21 protein-coding genes are annotated in these 18,308 nt (G+C 71.4%); 5 read left to right on the top strand and 16 right to left on the bottom strand.

Going from position 1 to position 18,308, the window contains the following annotated elements:
- Positions 1-104: 104 nt before the first annotated feature.
- The 11 genes from AB0447_RS07615 to gvpO are packed head-to-tail and all read right to left on the bottom strand — an operon-like array spanning position 105 to position 5,317.
- Entirely contained in the window at positions 105-482 is a 378-nt protein-coding gene (locus AB0447_RS07615) for a hypothetical protein (protein ID WP_366475612.1), read from the bottom strand.
- Positions 483-525: 43 nt separating this feature from the next.
- The gene (locus AB0447_RS07610; RefSeq protein WP_366475611.1) at positions 526-798 is read right to left on the bottom strand and encodes a gas vesicle protein K; all 273 of its coding nucleotides are present in this window, start codon (positions 796-798) and stop codon (positions 526-528) included.
- A complete protein-coding gene (locus tag AB0447_RS07605; protein WP_366475797.1) occupies positions 795-977 on the bottom strand; it encodes a gas vesicle protein in 183 nt (60 codons plus the stop codon). The genes AB0447_RS07610 and AB0447_RS07605 overlap by 4 nt, the downstream gene beginning before the upstream one ends.
- Positions 977-1,780, bottom strand: a complete 804-nt coding sequence (locus AB0447_RS07600; RefSeq protein ID WP_366475610.1) for a GvpL/GvpF family gas vesicle protein — start codon at positions 1,778-1,780, stop codon at positions 977-979. Before AB0447_RS07600 ends, AB0447_RS07605 begins: the two co-directional genes overlap by 1 nt.
- Positions 1,777-2,097: a gas vesicle protein gene (locus tag AB0447_RS07595; protein WP_366475609.1), complete on the bottom strand. Its 321-nt coding sequence runs from the start codon at positions 2,095-2,097 to the stop codon at positions 1,777-1,779. Before AB0447_RS07595 ends, AB0447_RS07600 begins: the two co-directional genes overlap by 4 nt.
- Entirely contained in the window at positions 2,094-2,999 is a 906-nt protein-coding gene (locus AB0447_RS07590) for a cyclase (RefSeq protein WP_366475608.1), read from the bottom strand. Before AB0447_RS07590 ends, AB0447_RS07595 begins: the two co-directional genes overlap by 4 nt.
- The gene (locus AB0447_RS07585) at positions 2,992-3,561 is read right to left on the bottom strand and encodes a DNA primase (RefSeq protein ID WP_366475607.1); all 570 of its coding nucleotides are present in this window, start codon (positions 3,559-3,561) and stop codon (positions 2,992-2,994) included. Before AB0447_RS07585 ends, AB0447_RS07590 begins: the two co-directional genes overlap by 8 nt.
- An 8-nt stretch (positions 3,562-3,569) precedes the next feature.
- Entirely contained in the window at positions 3,570-3,806 is a 237-nt protein-coding gene (locus tag AB0447_RS07580) for a gas vesicle protein GvpG (RefSeq protein ID WP_366475606.1), read from the bottom strand.
- A gap of 5 nt (positions 3,807-3,811) precedes the next feature.
- The gene (locus tag AB0447_RS07575; protein WP_366475604.1) at positions 3,812-4,531 is read right to left on the bottom strand and encodes a GvpL/GvpF family gas vesicle protein; all 720 of its coding nucleotides are present in this window, start codon (positions 4,529-4,531) and stop codon (positions 3,812-3,814) included.
- Positions 4,528-4,959, bottom strand: coding sequence for a gas vesicle structural protein GvpA (locus AB0447_RS07570; protein ID WP_366475603.1), 432 nt, complete (start codon positions 4,957-4,959; stop codon positions 4,528-4,530). Before AB0447_RS07570 ends, AB0447_RS07575 begins: the two co-directional genes overlap by 4 nt.
- A gap of 46 nt (positions 4,960-5,005) precedes the next feature.
- Positions 5,006-5,317 carry a gas vesicle protein GvpO gene (gvpO, locus tag AB0447_RS07565; RefSeq protein WP_366475602.1) on the bottom strand — a complete coding sequence of 104 codons (312 nt, stop codon included), beginning with the start codon at positions 5,315-5,317 and terminating at the stop codon, positions 5,006-5,008.
- A gap of 215 nt (positions 5,318-5,532) precedes the next feature.
- Here gvpO and AB0447_RS07560 point away from each other — a divergent pair, with 215 nt between their 5' ends.
- Entirely contained in the window at positions 5,533-6,498 is a 966-nt protein-coding gene (locus AB0447_RS07560) for an LLM class F420-dependent oxidoreductase (RefSeq protein WP_366475601.1), read from the top strand.
- A gap of 4 nt (positions 6,499-6,502) precedes the next feature.
- Here the strand turns inward: AB0447_RS07560 and AB0447_RS07555 are convergent, their stop codons facing one another.
- On the bottom strand, positions 6,503-7,324 hold the full coding sequence (locus AB0447_RS07555; protein ID WP_366475600.1) for a YihY/virulence factor BrkB family protein: 822 nt from the start codon (positions 7,322-7,324) through the stop codon (positions 6,503-6,505).
- Positions 7,325-7,463: 139 nt separating this feature from the next.
- Between AB0447_RS07555 and AB0447_RS07550 the strand changes: the two genes are divergently transcribed.
- Complete coding sequence (locus tag AB0447_RS07550; protein WP_366475599.1) at positions 7,464-8,123, top strand: VanZ family protein; 660 nt, start codon at positions 7,464-7,466, stop codon at positions 8,121-8,123.
- A 34-nt stretch (positions 8,124-8,157) separates the two neighbouring features.
- Here AB0447_RS07550 and AB0447_RS07545 read toward each other — a convergent pair whose 3' ends face one another.
- From AB0447_RS07545 to AB0447_RS07535, 3 genes are all read right to left on the bottom strand, one after another.
- Positions 8,158-8,634 (bottom strand): ATP-binding protein, encoded by a 477-nt coding sequence (locus AB0447_RS07545; protein WP_366475598.1) that lies wholly within the window; start codon positions 8,632-8,634, stop codon positions 8,158-8,160.
- Positions 8,635-8,702: 68 nt separating this feature from the next.
- A complete protein-coding gene (locus AB0447_RS07540; protein ID WP_366475597.1) occupies positions 8,703-9,635 on the bottom strand; it encodes a sensor histidine kinase in 933 nt (310 codons plus the stop codon).
- A 9-nt stretch (positions 9,636-9,644) separates the two neighbouring features.
- On the bottom strand, positions 9,645-10,484 hold the full coding sequence (locus tag AB0447_RS07535; RefSeq protein WP_366475596.1) for a SigB/SigF/SigG family RNA polymerase sigma factor: 840 nt from the start codon (positions 10,482-10,484) through the stop codon (positions 9,645-9,647).
- A gap of 305 nt (positions 10,485-10,789) precedes the next feature.
- Between AB0447_RS07535 and AB0447_RS07530 the strand changes: the two genes are divergently transcribed.
- From AB0447_RS07530 to AB0447_RS07520, 3 genes are all read left to right on the top strand, one after another.
- Positions 10,790-11,134, top strand: coding sequence for an STAS domain-containing protein (locus AB0447_RS07530; RefSeq protein ID WP_366475594.1), 345 nt, complete (start codon positions 10,790-10,792; stop codon positions 11,132-11,134).
- Between the two features lie 235 nt (positions 11,135-11,369).
- Entirely contained in the window at positions 11,370-15,395 is a 4,026-nt protein-coding gene (locus AB0447_RS07525) for a HAMP domain-containing protein (RefSeq protein ID WP_366475593.1), read from the top strand.
- Positions 15,392-17,815, top strand: a complete 2,424-nt coding sequence (locus AB0447_RS07520) for a SpoIIE family protein phosphatase (protein WP_366475592.1) — start codon at positions 15,392-15,394, stop codon at positions 17,813-17,815. Before AB0447_RS07525 ends, AB0447_RS07520 begins: the two co-directional genes overlap by 4 nt.
- A 6-nt stretch (positions 17,816-17,821) precedes the next feature.
- Here AB0447_RS07520 and AB0447_RS07515 read toward each other — a convergent pair whose 3' ends face one another.
- Complete coding sequence (locus AB0447_RS07515) at positions 17,822-18,307, bottom strand: anthrone oxygenase family protein (protein ID WP_366475591.1); 486 nt, start codon at positions 18,305-18,307, stop codon at positions 17,822-17,824.
- Position 18,308: the final 1 nt, after the last annotated feature.

The raw sequence follows: 18,308 nt of genomic DNA, 5'->3' as shown, positions 1-18,308 counted from the left end.
TTCCGGAGGGATCCGAAACGGCCCCTTGATCATTTCGGGGGACCGGCTGCAGGGTCGTGAGCGAGCCATGCCCGGCGATCTTGCGCAGGACGTGCACGGTGGGTTCAGACGCGGCCGCCGGTGAGCCTGGAGATCGGTCCGCGCCGGCGCCGGCCTGCGCGGTGGCCCAGGGTGTAGACGGTGGTCAGGAGGGCGGCTCCGGCGGTGGCGGCGCCGGCCGTGAGGGCCTTGCGGGCCCGTACGGCGGTCCAGATCAATCCGGCTCGGCCGACGGTGCCCCGGACGGCCTTCGCGGCGGCCGCGGTCTTCTCCGCCAGCGGGGCGGGGAGAGCGGTGACGGTGCCTGCGGTGTCGTCCGCCGTCTTGGAAGCCGCCTTCGCTCCGTCGCGGGCCGCGCTCGCGGCCCGGGAGCGGGACTGGGTTCCGTTGGAGGAACTCCGCGATGCCGAGCGGTTGTTGGTGCGCTTCTCCGATTCAGTCATGTCTCGCGTGTGACCGGAACTCCGTGCGATAAACCCCTCGGGTTCACAGAAGCTTTCCCAGGGGGCCGAGGTCGATGTTGAGGTCTTCCGGCCGGAGTCCGAACCGGCTGCGGAGGAGCTCCATGCGGTCTTCCAGGAGCATCAGGGTCAGGCCGAGGCGCTCTTCCTGCTCCTCGGTCAGTCCGCCGGCCTCGACCCGGCGAAGTGCTTGGCGCTCCATGAGCTGCCGCAGGAGTTCGATGACGGTCAGGACGAGGCAGGCGAGGTCGCGTTCGACGGTGTCGGGGTCGAGGTCGATTCTCTGCGGGCGGCTCATACGGTTCCCTGCTTCCAGGGTGGGGGGACGGTGTCGTTCACGGAGCTGATCAGGGCTTTGAGGTCGATTCGTACGAGGTCGATGTCGGCGATCCGCAAGGTGATGTCACCGGCGAGTACCACCCCGCCCGCCAGCAGGCGGTCGAGGAGGTCGACGAGGGCGACGTCCTGGTCCGCGATCACGAGGACTGGGCCGGCGCGGCGGTGGTGTGGGTGAAGGAGTAGGGCACCCAGGGGCCGGTGACCTGCACCCTGACCCCTGCCGGCAGGTCGTCGGCCGCCGGGACGCTGTCGAGGAAGGCCTGCCGGTTCGCGGTGGGAACGAGGTAGGCGGCGTTGAGGACGTTCTGTCCCGGTGCCCGGGACAGTTGTTGCTGTTGGGGTGGGTGGAGGACCGCGCCGGATGCCTGCAGGGTGAGACGCTCGTGCAGGGCTTCGGCCGCGCGCTGGGCCTCGCCGGTGCGATCGGCTTGGGCGCGGCGGTCGCTCAGGCGGCGGCGCAGGTAGTCGCGGCCCGAAGGGGCGCCGGCGGAGGCCGACGCGCGGGGGTCGGGCGGCGGGGGGTCGGCGGGTGCGGGTTGGGCGTAGAGCTTGACGCCCCATTCCTCCGCGTTCGCGACCCGGTCCAGTGCCTCGCCGACGGGTTCGCGGGCCTCGGCCAGCATCCGCCGGACTCCCTGCCGGCCTCGGCAGATCGTCGCCAGCCGGCAGGGAACCGTGGTGGCCAGGCGACCGATGCGGGCGACCACCTCGTGGTGGGCCCGGGCCACGCCGGCGAGCCAGTCGAGGTCTTCCAGGTGTGCGCGCAGCGGCTGCTCGTCGAAGTGGGCCGGGTCGACGGGCTCGACGACTGCCACGAGCCCCTGGTGCTCGACGAGTTCCAGGCCCGTGCCGAGACGGGCCCGGGCATCGAGCGCCAGGGGCGGGGACGGTGGTGTCGCGGTGCGCAGCACGGTGTAGACGTAGAGCAGTTCGTCGGTCACGGGTGCTCCTCCCGGCGTGCTTCCAGCTCCGCGACGCGCCGGCGCAGTTCCTCGTTCTCCCGGCCCAGTTCGCGGTGCCGGGCCTTGGAGGAGAGCGCGGGGTCCTGTTCCCACCAGTCGATCCCCATCTCCTTGGCCCGTTCGACCGATGCGACCACCAGGCGGAGCTTGATGGTGAGCAGTTCGATGTCGAGGAGGTTGATGCGGATGTCGCCGGCGATGACCACGCCCTTGTCGAGGACCCGTTCGAGGATGTCGGCGAGGTTGGCGCTGGAGTTGTCGTCGTAGGGCCGGGGCAGGCCGGAGGGCATGGTCATGCGGGCCGTCGGTTTCCGCGGTGCCCGGCCGGCCGGGAGGCCTCCGGCTCTTCCTCGGGGTCGGCTTCCCAGTCCGGTTCCGGTTCCGCCTGCCCGTCCGCTGCGTCGACCTCCTCGGCTTCGTCCTCGTACTCGTCGTCGTAGAGGTCGGTCGTGTCCTCCGCGTCGATCTCGTCGGGCTCCTCGCTGTCGGCGCCGTCGTGGAGGTCACCTCGCCGGCCGTCGGCCCGGCCGCCCTCGAAGGCGAGGAAACGGGCGTAGTCCTTCAGGTCCAGACGCACCCGTCGGCCCTCGGCGCGCCAGAGGTCGGCCGTCTTCTCCAGGACGCCCTGCGGGTGGTACTCGACGACGAGCAGGAGGCGGGTGAGGTCGACCGCGAGCTCGTGGAAGGTGACCACGCCGTGGGTGGTGCCCCGGGGGCCCTCGGAGGTCCAGGCGATGCACTCCTCGGGGACCTGCTCGGTGACGTGGACCGCCCGGTTGCCGCAAGAGTTGCGGTAGCGGATCCACTGGTTGTAGGCGTCCTCGACGGGCACGCCCACGTCCACCGATTCCAGGATGACGGTGGGCCGGCCGCGGCCCGGCCCGCCGCCGTTTCTGCCCAGCCGCGCGCGCAGGGTGTTCGCGGTCTTCTCCCCGGCCTGCTTCGCGCCGGCTTCGATGACCGCCCGGAGGGGCCCGCGCCCCTTGCCGATCTTGCGGGCTGCGTCGAGGGCCAGCGCCTTCAGCCCGGGGCTGCTGCCGTCGGCCATTGCGTTCAAGTGGGCGGCGGAGCGGCCCATGGCCCGGCCGGCGCCCGCCAGGAGCCGTTCGGCCTGAGCCATCAGGTAGCGCTCCAGCTCCTCCTTGGCCCGGTCGGCGGCGGGGCTGTCCTGGAGCCGTGCCAGGGTGGACTCAGGCATCGCCGTCACCTGCCCGGCCGGTGCGGGCGGACCGCTTCGTGGTGCGTCGGGCGGCCGGCTTGCCGGTGCCCTTGCCGCCGCCGCCCGTCCTGTCGGAGCTCTTGGCCGTCGAGGAACCGGTGCGGCGGCTGCCCGTTCGGGCGGCTGCCCGCTTGCGGGCCGGTCGCCCGTCGCCGTCGCCCCCGTCGCCGTCGCCCCCGTCGCCCTGGGCCTTGTCATCGGCGGCCCGGGCCTCGCCGTCGTCGCGCCCGGTCAGGCCGGCGAGGCGGTCCTGGACGCCCAGCGTGCGTTCGTGCAGCCGGTCGGCCACCGCCTCCAGCCGACGGTCGACCAGGGCGTCGGCGGCCGCCGATCCCACTCCGCGCAGATCCGTGCGCAGCTGCTCGCGCATCTCCTTCACCTGCGGGTTGTCTCCCAGGCGGCTGCCGAGGAAGGACACGACCGAAGCTCCGTTGAGTGCGAGCTTGCGGCCGAGCACCAGGGTGGTCAGGCCGAAGGCCAGCTTGGCCTTCTTCGTGCGGCCCAGTACGTAGCCGGCGCTCAGGGCGAGTCCCATTGCCATGCGGTTGTTCATTGCAGTCGCATCCCGCTTTCCAGTCGGCCCAGGAGTTCGTCCTCCCGGCGGTCGAACTCTGACTCGTCCATCTCCCCTGCCTCGAAGGCCGCGACCAGCCGTGCGAGCTCGCGCTGGACGAGGGCAGGGTCGTAGTACTGCCGTTCCGCTTCCGCGACGACCTGCCGCAGGACCCACGCCGTCCCGCGCAGCGGAGCGGCCGGCAGCAGCAGTACCTCCTTCAGCAGGCCCACGGCGCTCAGCCCGCGTCGGCGAAGCTGTAGGGCGGCAGCGGTCCGGTCACCTGCACCTGAACGTGTTCGTGCCGCTCGTGCAGGGCGCGGACGGCGGCGAGGAAGTCCTCCCGCCGGCTGCGGTCGACGAGGAACGAGAGGTTGGCCAGCCAGCCGCCGCTCTCGGGGCCTCGGCGCACCCCTTCCGCGAGGGGCGCGAGGGCCTCCTCGATCAGGGCGGCGTCGGTACGCTCGCGCGCGGAGACGGCGCGGGCGACGAGCTCGCCGAACGCCAGCTTCTCCTCGTGGCTGCCGCCGCCCGCCGCGCGGTTGGCTTCGTGCCGGGCGCGGAGCTGCGGGTCGGCCGCGAGCACGGCGTACAGGACCGCTTCCTCGTGGTGGTTGGCCTTGACGTTGTACTCGTCCCGGCCGGCCAGGACGTTCAGGCGCTCCAGGTAGCGGTCGTGGTGCTCGCTGAGGATCGCGCCGACGGACTCGTCGTCGGGGGAGACGCCGCCGAAGCGCATCGGAAGGACGGGCCCGCTCACCTGCGCCTGGACCACCACCCTCTGGTGGGCCAGGAGGTCGCGCCGCTTCGCCTTGAGCTCCGCGGGCGCGTCGCTGACCAGGGCGACCAGCTGTCCGGCTCGTACGGTGCGGACCGGCAGCGGCGGTTCGCCTATCCCTTCGATGGTGTCGGGCAGCTCCTGCGAGGCGCGGGCGATGCCGTAGACGTAGGTGGTCATTCCTTCTCCTCCCGACGGGTGGTGGTGCGCCGGCGCGGCCGACTCTCGCTCTTCTCCTCCGAGCCCTCCTCACGGGCCTGGTTGAAGGCGTCGGAGATGGTCTGCGCGGCTCCGCTGAGGGCGCCCTTGGTCTTGCCGCGCGCCCCCGACTCGGTCATCTCGCCGACGAGGTCGGGCAGGCCCGGGCTCTTGCGCGGCCCGGCCTCCAGGTCCAGGCGGTTACAGGCCTCCGCGAACCGCAGGTAGGTGTCCACGCTGGCCACGACGACGCGTATGTCGATCTTGAGGATCTCGATGCCGACCAGGGAGACCCGTACGAAGGCGTCGATGACCAGACCGCGGTCCAGGACGAGTTCGAGTACGTCGTACAGGCCGCTGGATCCGCCACCGGAGGCGGCGGGCGCGGGCTGGGCAGGAACGACAGTCACTGTTCCGGTTCCCTTTCTTTTCGGGGCAGGGCCGGGAGATGCCGCTTCAGCGGCGGTCCGCGCGACCCCTTTCGTAGCGGCGGGTACGCCGGTAGCCGATGAGCTCGCCTTCGCCGTCGACTTCGACCTCGTACGAGGCCAGCAGCGTCATCGTGTCCGGGACGCGTGGCAGTTCGACGATTTCGACCGAGAGCTTCCAGGTGCCGTCCTCGGCGCGCTCACATGAACTGACCGCCTCCGCCGGCAGGCCCAGCAGCTGGGAGAGCTGCTGCATCGCCGTAAGGATCACTTCGGCCGGGCGCGGGGGCTTCCCTGCGTCTGCCTTCTTCTGTGTGCCGTTGTCAGATGTGTTGGCCATGACTTCCTCCTGTCGCGTATGGCCGTCTGCCCCGGCCTCAAACCGTTGAAAATCCAGAACGAGACGGCTCGTCACTTCTGCTGCCCCTTTACGGGCGGCCCGGGGGCGCCTGAGCGGTCCGCAGGCCTGAGCCCGGCCCCACGACGGCTGGGCCGTAGGGAGGGTTCTGCTCCGCGGAGGGTTTCGCGGGACATGACCGCGGCAAAGCGCCCCGTATGGTGCGAATCGGATACACGATGATGACCGAGCAGGCCGGACCGCGGGAGCTGGTGTCCCACGTCGTCGGTGCGGAGGAGGCGGGGTTCGACTTTTCCGTCATCTCCGACCACTCCTTCCCCTGGCTGGAGTCACAGGGCCACGCCCCCTATGCCTGGAGCGTCCTGGGCGCCGCCGCGCAGGCCACCTCCCGGATCCCGCTCATGACGTACGTGACCTGCCCGACCTTCCGCTACCACCCGGCGGTCGTCGCGCAGAAGGCGGCGACGATGCAGATCCTGTCCGGGGGCCGGTTCCGTCTTGGCCTGGGCTCGGGCGAGAATCTGAACGAACACATCGTCGGCGCCGGCTGGCCGGCCGCGCACGTGCGTTTGGACATGCTGGAGGAGGCCGTCGACATCATCCGGCGCATGTTCACCGGGGAGAGCGTCAGCCACCACGGCGCCCACTTCGATGTCGAGAACGCCCGGCTCTGGGACCTGCCCGACCCGCTGCCCCCGATCGGGATCGCCGTCTCCGGGCCCCGCTCCTGCGAGCTCGCCGGCCGCCACGGCGATCTCGTGATCGCCACGGAGCCGAAACGGGAGCTCCTGAAGGACTTCGACGCGCACGGCGGCGCGGGCAAACCACGCATCGGCCAGCTCCCTGTCTGTTACGACACCGACCGCGACGCCGCGGTGGCCCGCGCGCACGACCAGTTCCGCTGGTCGCTCGGAGGCTGGAAGGTCAACTCGGAACTCCCCGGCCCAGCGGGCTTCGAACAAGCCTCGGAGCACACTCGTCCCCAGGACGTCGCCGAGGCCATCCCGTGCGGCGACGACGTGGACGCCTTCGTCGACGCGGTACGCCCGTACGCGGAGGCGGGATTCACCGAGGTCGCCCTCGTCCAGATCGGCGGGGACCGGCAACGACCCTTCCTGGAATGGGCGGAGGCCAAACTGCTGCCAGCCCTGCGGAACCTGTGAACGGTCATCCCGGTTTCGGCTCCCGCGCCCGTTCGGCGTTGAACTGGGCGCCGGTGAGCAGGGCCAGGTTGGCGAGCCAGAGCCAGACGACGAAGACCACGACGCCGGCCAGCGAGCCGTAGAGCCGGCCGTACGTGTCCAGCTCCGTGTAGAGCGTGAAGAGCCCCGACGCGGCCAGCCAGAGCAGGGCCGACAGTACGCCGCCGGGCAGGCCGCGGCGGGTGCCCCGGCTCTGGGCCGGGCCGGTACGGAAGAGGACCAGCACCAGGAGGGTGACGACCACCAGCAGCACGGGCCAGCGCAGGAGCGCGATGCTGTCCGGGCTGCTCTCGCCGACGACCCGTGCGACCCATCGGGCCGGCGGCCCGGACACGACCAGTCCCACGGCGCCGACGACGAGCAGGACCAGCACCAGCACCGCGTTGATGACCAGCATGTGGGCCGCACGGAGCGGAGGCCGCATGTCGGGCACCCGGTGCATCGTGTGCAGGGCACGGCGGAACACGGCCAGGTAACTGCACGCCGACCACAGTGCGCTGAGAAAGCCGCTGATCAACAGAGCCCATACCGAGGACGGCTCTGCCGAGAGGCCGGCGAGCGCGTCGCGCAGCACCTGCGCCGATTGAGGGGGTGCGTACGAGGTGAGCTCGATGATCAGCCGGTTCCTCGTCGCCTCGCCCAGCAGCCCCACGAGGGAGACCGCGATGACGAGCCCGGGCAGGAGTGTCAGTACGGCGTAATAGGTGAGGGCGGCCGCTTGGTCGGCGAGATTGTCGGTCCAGACGCGGACGGCCGTACGCCGCAAGGCGGCGCGGGTGCGCGTCACGAGGGTGGCGGCGGGTGGACTGGCTCGACGTGGCGCGGTGCGGGGGATGTCGGTCACGTTGTGCGCGTGCCCGACAGGGTCCTGCGCATGCGCCGGGGGTGCGCGGATAGGGGGCGGTCCACGGGGTAGACGCGCATGCATGACATGGAGGCACGCACGGCGGCGCGTTGAGGAGTCGGGGGAAGGGGCCGTACCGGCCACCGGGAGGCGGCGGCGTCCGGCACACCCGGCCGTCCGGGCGCTGGCCATGGTGGCGGCCTTCATCGGGACCGTCCTGTTCAGCTTGGTCCTGGCCCGGCTGACGCTGGAACCGTCCGCCGCCTCGGAAGCCCTCGTGCACAGCAATGTCCGACCCGGCCGTTCGATCGGCGCCTACCTGGACGGCGCGTCGACGGCCGAGGCGGTCCGCCAGCTGGGCGGGAACCTGCTGCTGGGCCTGCCGTTCGGTGTGCTCCTGCCCGTGCTCCTGCCCTCGGCCCGGGGGCTGCTGCGGGTCGCCGCCGTGACGGTCTGCCTGATGACTCTGGTGGAGCTCACGCAGGGCGCCCTCGTCACGGGACGCGTCTTCGACATCGACGACGTCATCCTCAACACGGCCGGAGCGCTGCTCGGTTACCTGCTGATCGGCCTACGGCTGGGCCGGGCCGTGCACCCGCGCCGCAGGCACTGGTGGCACCGCTGGACCCGCCGACAGGCCGGGCTCCCCGCCGGCCCCGGAGCCGTACGACAACGGCAGCCGGAGCCGAAGCCGGAGCCTCGTCAGCGGTGGTGGTGGTCGCGTCGATCGGCTGGACGGTGACGAGCCCGGCCTGGCGCGGGCCCACCGTCGACCGTCATCCGGGCGGCGCGCCGGCCGGCCTGCCGGACGTCAGCCGGGTGGCCTCGATCTCGGCCCAGACGGCCTTCCCGTGTTCATGCGTGCGCGCGCCCCAGCGATCGGACAGACGCTCCACGATGTGCAGGCCGTGGCCGCCCGGGATGCCGCGCCGCGGGGCCGGGTCGCGGCGGGGCAGCGTCGTCGTGCCGTCGCACACCTCGATGCGCAGGCCCGCCTCCCCGGCCGTGAGCACGAGTTCGTGACAACCGTCCGCGTGCAGTGACGCGTTGGTCAGCAGCTCGGACACGAGGAGCAGGGTGTCTTCGGCGGTCCGGGTCCCGTCCCAGCCCCAGTCCCGGAGGGCCTGGCGCGTGAAGTCGCGGCCCTTGGCCACCGGGCCGCGGACGCCCGCCAGGGCGAGCCGACGGCGCTGCCCTCCGGTGGGAAGGCCGGCACTTACCGGATGGCCCGTTTCCGGTCCGATGGTCTCCATTTCCGTACGCCCCCCAGCGGCCCGGCGACACCCGCGTATGCCCGTGACAGTGTAGGGGACCCCCGTTCTCAGGGTGTAGCCATGTGGAGCCGCAGCGTGAAGCCGCCGTCCGTGGCCCGGACTTCGACCAGATCGCAGAGCTGGTGGATCATCCACAGGCCACGGCCGCCGTGGGCCGATGCCGGGGAAGGACGGCGGCGTCCGGCCAGGGGGTCCGCCAGCCGGCCGCCGTCGTGGATCTCGGCGACCACTCCCGCCCCGGCACCGCCGGTGGTCCACAGTCGGAGGGTGCCTTTCCCGCCCCCGTGGGCGAGGGAGTTGGCCGCCGCCTCACTGATGGCCAGGACGAGATCGCCGCGCCGCGCCGGGGCCAGGGCTGTTCCGCGGGCCCAGCTCCCGGCGTACTCGCGCACTTCGGCCAGCTCCCCGTGGGAGTAGTCGAGCCGGAGCACCTCGCCGTCGTGTTCGGGCAGGGGCCGGTCACAGTCCGCACCGACCCTGGAGGCGTCGGTGTAAGCCGGGCTCGGCAGGTCCCGGCCGTCCTCCACCAGCGTGGGGTGCGTGCGCCGGGCGTCGGCCACCACCGCGGGCGCCAGCCGCCGTACGTCGTAGGGGCACAGGATGGTGGCCGGCCGGCCGGCGAAGGCCGTGTTGATGAGGGCCTCGTGCCGGGTGGCCTCCAGGACCTCGGCGGGGGAGCGGCCGGGCCAGATGGGCTCACCGACCATTCGGGCCGCCCGGCCCGGGTGCCGGTCGGCGAAGTCCTGCAAGGCGGACAGAATGCGGCCGGGATTGCGGCCGAGCTCCGTCATGTCCGTCCAGGCGATCTCCGCCGTCCTCGCGAAGCCGAGGCTCTCGCGCAGGGCGTTCAGGTGCGGGCCCGGCACGGCGACGAGGACCGGTTCGTCGGCCGCCAGGGCGGCACGTACGAAAGCGCCCACCCCGGCCAGGTACTCGGCGAGGTCCCGGTAGAAGAGGGCGGGGTGGACGAAGGACGTCATGGCCCGTGCCTATACCGCGAGCATGCCGGCGCGCAACCGGGCCAGGGTTCGCGAGAGGAGACGGGAGACCTGCATCTGGGAGATGCCCAGTTCGGCGCCGATCTCGGCCTGGGTCTTCTCCTGGCCGAAGCGCATCTGCAGGATGCGCCGGTCGCGTTCGTCCAGTTGTTCCAGCAGGGGCGCGAGGGTCCGGAACTCCTCGAAGAGTTCCATGGCGGGGTCGACCTCGCCGAGGCGCTCCGCCAGCGGTCGGGTCGTCCGGCTCGTCTCGGACGGCACGTCGCTGTCCGCGCCGGTGGCGTCGAGGGAACTGCTCGTGTAGCCGTTCGCGGCCACCAGCCCGTCGATGACCTCGTCCTCGGACAGTTCCAGGTGCAGGGCGACCTCCTTGACGGTCGGCGCTCGGCCCAGGACGTCGGTCAGGTCCTCCTGGGCCTTGGCGAGCTCCGTACGCAGCTCCTGCAGGCGGCGCGGAACGTGCACGGCCCAAGTGGTGTCGCGGAAGTGGCGCTTGATCTCGCCGATGATGTAGGGGAGGGCGAGGGTGGAGAACTCGACACCGCGCTCGGCGTCGTAGCGGTCGATGGCCTTGATGAGGCCGATGATTCCCACCTGGATGATGTCGTCCATGTCGAGACCGCCGCCGAACACGCGGGCGCGGAACCGTCGCGCGGCGAACTGGACGAGGGATAGGTTCATTTCGATCAGGGTGTTGCGCGTGTACTGGTACTCGCGCGTCCCCTCCTCCAGAGTGCGAAGCCGCCCGAAGAAGAGCCGCGACAGTTCGCGTGCGTCCGCCGGCGCCATCTCACGGGGGTGGTCCACCCGGAACGGGTCCGCGTCCTGCATTGGCGTTTCCGCGGCGCCCCGGTCATATGCGGGGATGTGCACGTCTGTTGAACGAACAGGGCCTACGACGGTGGCCGAGTCAGACATGGTGGCCGCTCCCTCCCGGTTGACTGACGGCTGCCGGGGCGCTTCTGCCCCCGCTTCGCGGAGCTACACGCCTTCAGTGGCCATCGGTTTGTTCCTCGGACGGCGTGCCGTGCGCCCGAAGCGGCGGCGACCGAGCCCGGGGGGCGGCCGCCGCCGCCGGAACGAGCAGGCATACTCCCTTGAGTTGGACGTACAGGCGGCGATCCGGGGAGGCACACATGACCGGAGCAGGGGACGCAGACCAGCGGGGTGTGGTCGGGGACGGCTACCCGGCGGCGGCCGGGTGGGTGGTGGCCGCCCACGGGGAGATCGACCAGGACACGCTGGGCCCTCTGGAAGAGGCGCTGTCCTCCGCGGCCGGCCGCCACCCGCTCGTGGTTCTGGACGTAGGATCCGTCACCTTCGGGGACTCCTCGTTCCTGAACCTGCTCCTGCGGATGCACCATCTCACCGCCCTGCGCATCGCCGCCCCCGGCGAGCAGTTGCAACGGCTCTTCGCCGTGACCGGTGCCGATACGGTCCTTTCCCTGCACGCGAGCGTCGAGGACGCCCTCGGGGCGTGAACCGGCGCGGAGCGAACAGCCGACCGCCGAACCGTTCCACGGCAGTGACGCCAGGTGCCCCGCACGGTGTGATCGACTGTGCTCCGTCGTTCCTTCGGCGGCGTTAGCCTTCACCGGACCGATACTGCGGCGCAGACGGACCCCGGCGGAACCGGGCGCTCCGGCGTGCCCCGAGCCAGGGGGCTCGTCCTGTCCCGCGTACCGGAGCGGTTGTTATCGAGAGTGAGGTTGGTGGATGGCCGAGCGGGCGGGCACGGATTCACTGAGTGCGGCGCGACCGTTGCCGGGTGAGGGCGGGATCGGCGAGTCGGAGCTGCGCCAGTTGCTGGCCGGGCTGACTTCCGTACGCGACGGGGACTTCCGGACCAGGCTGCCCGACGGGGCGGACGGGCTGCTCGGGGAGATCGCCACCGTCTTCAACGGGATGGTCAACCAGCTGTCGCTGTTCACTTCCGAGGTGACGCGGGTGGCACGCGAGGTGGGCACCGAGGGGACGCTGGGCGGCCAGGCCGACGTACCGGCAGTCGGCGGCGCCTGGCTGGACCTCACGGATTCGGTCAACTTCATGGCCGGAAACCTCACGGCCCAGGTGCGCTCCATCGCCCAGGTCGCGACCGCCGTGGCCAAGGGCGACCTCTCGCAGAAGATCACCGTCAACGCGCGCGGGGAGATCCTGGAGCTGAAGGAGACCATCAACACGATGGTCGACCAGCTCTCCGGGTTCGCCGGGGAAGTGACGCGGGTGGCCCGTGAGGTCGGCACCGAAGGCCGGCTCGGCGGCCAGGCGGACGTCAAGGGCGTCTCCGGTACGTGGAAGGACCTGACGGAGTCGGTCAACGTCATGGCCGACAACCTGACCGCACAGGTGCGTTCGATCGCCGAGGTCACCACCGCCGTGGCCCAGGGCGATCTGACGCAGAAGATCCGGGTGGACGCGCGGGGGGAGATCCTGGAGCTGAAGGAGACCATCAACACGATGGTCGACCAGCTGTCCGCGTTCGCCGACGAGGTGACGCGGGTGGCCCGCGAGGTCGGCACCGAGGGCAACCTGGGCGGCCAGGCCACGGTCCGCGGGGTCTCCGGCACCTGGAAGGACCTGACCGACAACGTCAACGTCATGGCGTCCAACCTCACCGGTCAAGTGCGGTCCATCGCCCAGGTGGCCACCGCCGTCGCCCGCGGCGACCTCTCGCAGAAGATCACGGTGGAGGCGAAGGGCGAGGTCGCGGCGCTGGCCGGGGTCATCAACACGATGGTCGACACGCTGTCCGCGTTCGCCGACGAGGTGACGCGGGTGGCCCGCGAGGTCGGCACCGAGGGCCGGCTCGGCGGACAGGCGCAGGTTCCCAATGTGGCCGGCACCTGGAAGGACCTCACCGACAACGTCAACTCCATGGCGAACAACCTCACGGGCCAGGTCCGCAACATCGCCCTCGTCACGACGGCCGTCGCCAACGGAGATCTGTCCAAGAAGATCGACGTGGACGCGCGCGGGGAGATCCTGGAGCTGAAGACCACCATCAACACGATGGTCGACCAGCTCTCCGCCTTCGCCGCCGAGGTCACCCGGGTCGCCCGCGAGGTCGGCAGCGAGGGCCGACTCGGCGGTCAGGCCGAGGTCGAGGGCGTCTCCGGCACCTGGAAGCGCCTGACCGAGAACGTCAACGAGCTGGCCGGCAACCTGACCCGCCAGGTCCGGGCCATCGCCGAGGTCGCCAGCGCGGTCGCCGAGGGCGACCTGACCCGCTCGATCACGGTCGACGCCTCGGGTGAGGTCGCCGAACTCAAGGACAACATCAACTCCATGGTCGGTTCGCTGCGGGAGAGCACCCGGGCCAACCAGGAGCAGGACTGGCTCAAGTCCAACCTGGCCCGCATCTCGGGCCTGATGCAGGGCCACCGGGATCTCGCCGTCGTCGCCGAGCTCGTCATGGACGAACTGACGCCGCTCGTCGCCGCCCAGTACGGAGCCTTCTACCTCGCCGAGGACGGCCCCGGCGGCACCGTGCTCACCCTCGTCGGCTCCTACGGCCGTCCCGCACACGCCGATCAGGGCACCCGGTTCGCCCTCGGCGAGTCCCTCGTCGGGCAGGCGGCCCGCAGCCACCGGATCATCGCCACCGACCAGGTCCCCGGCGACTACGTCATCTCCTCCGGGCTGGGCAGCACCACCCCGGGCAGCCTGATCATCCTGCCGATCGTGGTGGACGACCAGGCCCTCGGAGTGATCGAACTCGCCTCCTTCTCCGCCTTCACCCCCGTACACCGCGACTTCCTCGCCCAGTTGATGGAGACCATCGGCGCCAACGTCAACACGATCGTCGCCAACGCCCGGACCGACGAGCTCCTCGGCGAGTCCCAGCGGCTGACCGCCGAACTCCAGGCCCGTTCGGAGGAACTCCAGGTCCAGCAGGAGGAACTCCAGCGCTCCAACGCGGAGCTGGAGGAGAAGGCAGCCCTGCTCGCCAGCCAGAACAGCGACATCGAGGCCAAGAACCTGGAGATCGAGCAGGCCCGGCAGGAACTGGAGACCCGCGCACAACAGCTGTCGCTGGCCTCCACCTACAAGTCCGAGTTCCTGGCCAACATGAGCCACGAGCTGCGCACACCGCTCAACAGCCTTCTCATCCTCGCCCAGTTGCTCGCACAGAATCCCACCCGCAACCTCACCCCCAAGCAGGTCGAGTACGCCGGCATCATCCACTCGGCCGGCTCCGACCTGCTCCAGCTGATCAACGACATCCTCGACCTGTCGAAGGTCGAGGCCGGAAAGATGGACATCAACCCCGAGCGGGTACACCTGCCCCAGCTGCTCGAATACGTCGACGCCACCTTCCGGCCGATGACCACGCAGAAGAGCCTCGACTTCACCGTCACCACCGCCCCCGACGCCCCCGAAGACCTGCTCACGGACGACTCGCGGCTGCGCCAGATCCTGCGCAACCTCCTGTCCAACGCCGTCAAGTTCACCGAACGCGGCGGCGTCGAGCTCCGGATCGAACCGGCGAAAACCCCCGAAGTCCCCGCCGGGCTCCGCCGGCGCGGGCCCGTTCTGGCCTTCCGGGTACGGGACACCGGCATCGGCATCCCCGAGCAGCAGTTGGAGTCCGTCTTCGGAGCCTTCCAGCAGGCCGACGGCACCACCAGCCGCAAGTACGGCGGCACCGGCCTCGGGCTCTCCATCAGCCGCGAGATCGCCCAGCTCCTCGGCGGGGCCGTCACCGCGGAGAGCACACCCGGCCAGGGCAGCACCTTCACCCTCTACCTGCCGGTCAACCGCGCGGACTACGAGGACGCCCTCCACACCGACGCCCCCGTGACGCTCTCACCCGGCGACACGTCCGAGGCGGCCGGTCCGAGCCGTTCGGACGCGCCCGTTCTCCCGGCGCAGCGGCGGCCGCCCCGCCGCCTGCTGGTGATCGAGGAACGCCCCAACGGCCTGCTCTCCCTCGTCGCCGAGAGCGCCGACCGGGATGTCGCCCCCCGCCACCGGGCGGCGGGGGAGCACGACGGCATCCACGTGGTCAATGCCACGAGCTGGCAGGAGGCCGCGGCCGCCCTGGCATCCGGCTCCTTCCACTGCGTCGTCCTGGAACTGGACATGCCCGACGGCGAAGCGCTCCGCTTCCTCGACGCGCTCGACGGAGACCCGGCCCTCTCCTCGCTCCCCGTCCTCGCCCACAACAACCCCCGGGCCGGGACCGTGCAGGACCAGGCCGTGCGGGCGCGGGCCGCATCGGGCCAGGTGGAACTGCTGTCCAGTCTGGACGAGCTGCGCGAACGCATCGCGCTCCACCTGTCCACCGAGCAGCCGGGGGACGCGCTGCCCCTCGTACACGGCGACACGCAGCGTCAGCAGGCCGCCCATGTGCTCGAGGACGGTGACCTGGCCGGACGCACCGTCCTCGTCGTCGACGACGACGCACGCAACCTCTTCGCCCTCAGCGGGGCCCTGGAACTGCACGGCATGCGCGTGCTCCACGCAGAGGACGGCCGCAAGGGCATCGACGCCCTCACCCGCAACGAGGGTGTCGACCTCATCCTGATGGACGTGATGATGCCCGAACTCGACGGCTACGCGGCCACCGCCGAAATCCGGCGGATGCCGGAGTACGAGGCCCTGCCCATCATCGCCGTCACCGCCAAGGCGATGCCCGGGGACCGGGAGAAGAGCCTCGCCGCGGGCGCCAGCGACTACGTGACGAAGCCGGTGGATGCCGACGACCTCATCGCCCGTGTCCGGCACTGGCTCACCCGATGACCGGGGACACCCAACGGCACGACGGCGCGCGCCCGCCGGGGACGCCGGTCGGCGACCAGGCCGCGACACCCATCCCGCACCAGGCCCCGACCCCGTTGGGGCGCCTCGTCGCCACCGTCGAACGGCTGCGCCGGGAGGTCCTGGAGGCGCAAGCGGCCGCCGACGGCCGGGCCCTGGTGGAACTGGCCAAGGGCATCCTGATAGGGCAGCTGAACTGCACCCCGGCCGCGGCGGCACGGCAGCTCGACGTGCTGTGCCGCGAGAGCGGCATGTCCCCCCTCGAACTCGCCGCCGACATCGTCAACCAGGCGTCCCGCGACCACGTCAGCGAGATCGCCGCCGCGTTCGTCGAGCGCACCGGTACGGATGACGACCCGGCCGAGCAGCCGTCCACGGTGTCGGTCCGGCTGCGCACCGCCGAGAGCGGCATGCTGGCCGCCGCCGCCGACACCCAGGCGGTCGCCGAGTCCCTCCTGACGAACGCCCTGGGCCCTTTGGGGGCGGTCGCCGTCGCCGTGTGGACCGCAGTGCCCGACGGCTCGCTGGCCCTCGCCGGCCATGCCGGCTTCCCGTCCAGGGAGGCCGCCCGCTGGCGCCACGTACCCCCGGGCGTCGCCACCGTCGCCCGCCTCGCGCTGCGGGAGCGCCGGCTGGTCACCCTCGCCCGCCTCAAACGCGAAGGACTGCCCTCGATCGGCCACCTCCAATGGCCCGACGGCGGACGGATGGCCGTACCGACGGGCTCGGGCGGACGGATCCACGGCGTCCTCGAAATCTGCTGGCCGCAGCCCCTGGCGCCACAGCGCCCCCAGATCGAGCGCCAGGTCGAGGCCCTCGCAGAGCTGTGCGCCCGCACCATGGACGCCTCGCCCCCGCGCGACCTCACGACCACCGAGGCGGTGCTCCCGGACGTCGCGGAACTCATCAACCTCGCCGAGGGGCTGCAGGATCCCGCCGTGGTGCTCACTCCGGTCCTCGACCCCGAGGGCCGGCTCAGCGACTTCCGCATCCGTCACGTCGGCAGCCGGTTCGTCGATCCGGTGGGACGGCCGCGCGGTGACGTCAACGGTGCGCTGCTGCTGGAGGCCTATCCGATGGCCGCCGTCGAGAGCGGGCTGTTCGACGTCATCGAGCGCGTGCACGCGACGGGCGAGCCGTTCAGGGCCGAGCGCATGAGCCTGACCGCGCTCGTCGACCAGATCCCGCTCACCTCGGTCGCGGACATCAGCGTCAGCCGTCACGGCGCCGCCGTCCTGCTGATCTGGCGGATCGAGGACGAGACGGCCCGGCTGGCCAACCTCCTCCAGCACGCCCAGCGCCTGGGCCGGATCGGCGGTTTCGAGGAGAACCTCGCCACCGGAGAGACCACCTGGAACGCTCAGCTCTACGCGCTCCACGGTCTCCCGCCCACCGCGCCCCCGGTACGACTGCGGGAACTGCCCGGCCACGCCCATTCGGACGACTCCGCCGCCCTCGGCCGCTTCCTGCGGGCGGTGCTCCGCCACCGGCGTCCCGCCTCCGTCAATTTCCGGCTCCGAAGGCCCGACGGAATCACCCGCCACATCCGGGTCGTCGCCGAGCCCGTCCTCGACGCGGACCAGCGGCTGCTCGCCGTACGCGGCGCCTACCAGGACATCTCCGCGCAGCACTGGACCGAGGTGGCGCTGGCCGCGACCAGGGACCAGCTCGCCCACACCGAGGCCGAGTCCGCCGAACGCAACCGACTGGCCCTCCAGCTCCAGCACGCCATCATGCCCCCCACGCCACCGGCCATCGAGGCTCCGGGCCTGCGGGTCGCCGTCCGCTACCGGCCGGCGGAGACCGAGTCGCTCGTCGGCGGCGACTGGTACGACACCGTGGTCCTGCCCTCCGGCCTGATCATGCTGTCCGTGGGCGACGTGGCCGGTCACGGCATCGAGGCGGCCACCGGGATGGTCGTACTGCGCAATGCCCTGCGTGGCCTCGCCGTCACGGGCGCGGGCCCCGCCCAGCTGCTGTCCTGGCTCAACACGGTCACCCATCACCTGGCCGAGCACGTGACCGCCACCGCTGTCTGCGGCCTCTTCGACCCGAGCACCAGGGTGGTGCGCTGGGCCCGCGCGGGCCACCTGCCGCCCGTGCTCGTCCGCGGGGGCGAGGCCGACGCCTTCCCGCTCATCGAGGGCCTGCTCCTCGGAGCCCTGCCCGATGTCACGTACGTCGAGCGGGAGGTGCAGCTCGAACCGGATGACACCCTGCTGCTGTTCACGGACGGGCTGGTGGAACGGCGGGACTGCTCGGTTCAGGACTCGCTCGGCCATCTCATGAACGCGGCGGCCGCCGGAGCCGGGGATCTGGACGGTCGGCTGGACCGCCTCCTCGCCGAAAGCCGGTCCGACACGGACGACGACACCTGCGTGATCGGCATCGAGGTCGGCTGAAGCTCATCAGGGGTGCTCGTGGGAATGCGCGGCCGTGTGGCGCCGGCTGAGGGAGAGGGCGATCAGCAGCGCGAATGCCGCGAACGCGGCGGCCGTGCGCGCGTAGTTGAACGCTTCCCAACGGGCCAGGATCTCGGCGTGATCGGGGGGTGCGGAGGTGGCGGCCCATTGCTTGATCCGGCCGTTGATGGGGACGTTGCCGAGCCGCGTGATCAGGAACGACGCCAGTGCGAGCAGCCCCGCCCCGCCGGCCAGTCGTCGTGCGGTGCCCCGGGTCATGACGGCGAGGGTCGCGGCGCTGAGTGCGGAGAGTGCCATGGCGCCCTGCATGGTGATGCCGTTCATCTCCATGAGCCGGGCGTGGAAGGACAGCCTCATCTCGAGCGGCACCGCGTCGAAGGTGGGGACGAGGTTGGCCGCCCCGTAGCCGAACGCGCCGGCGAGGGCGCCGGTGGACAGCAGGGCGAGCCCCTGGACGAGTCGGATGCGCATG

This window comes from Streptomyces sp. NPDC051211 (genome assembly GCF_040689505.1).
Lineage (GTDB): Bacteria > Actinomycetota > Actinomycetes > Streptomycetales > Streptomycetaceae > Streptomyces.
Note: the sequence above shows the minus strand (reverse complement) of the source record. Positions and strands in the feature narration are given on the sequence as shown.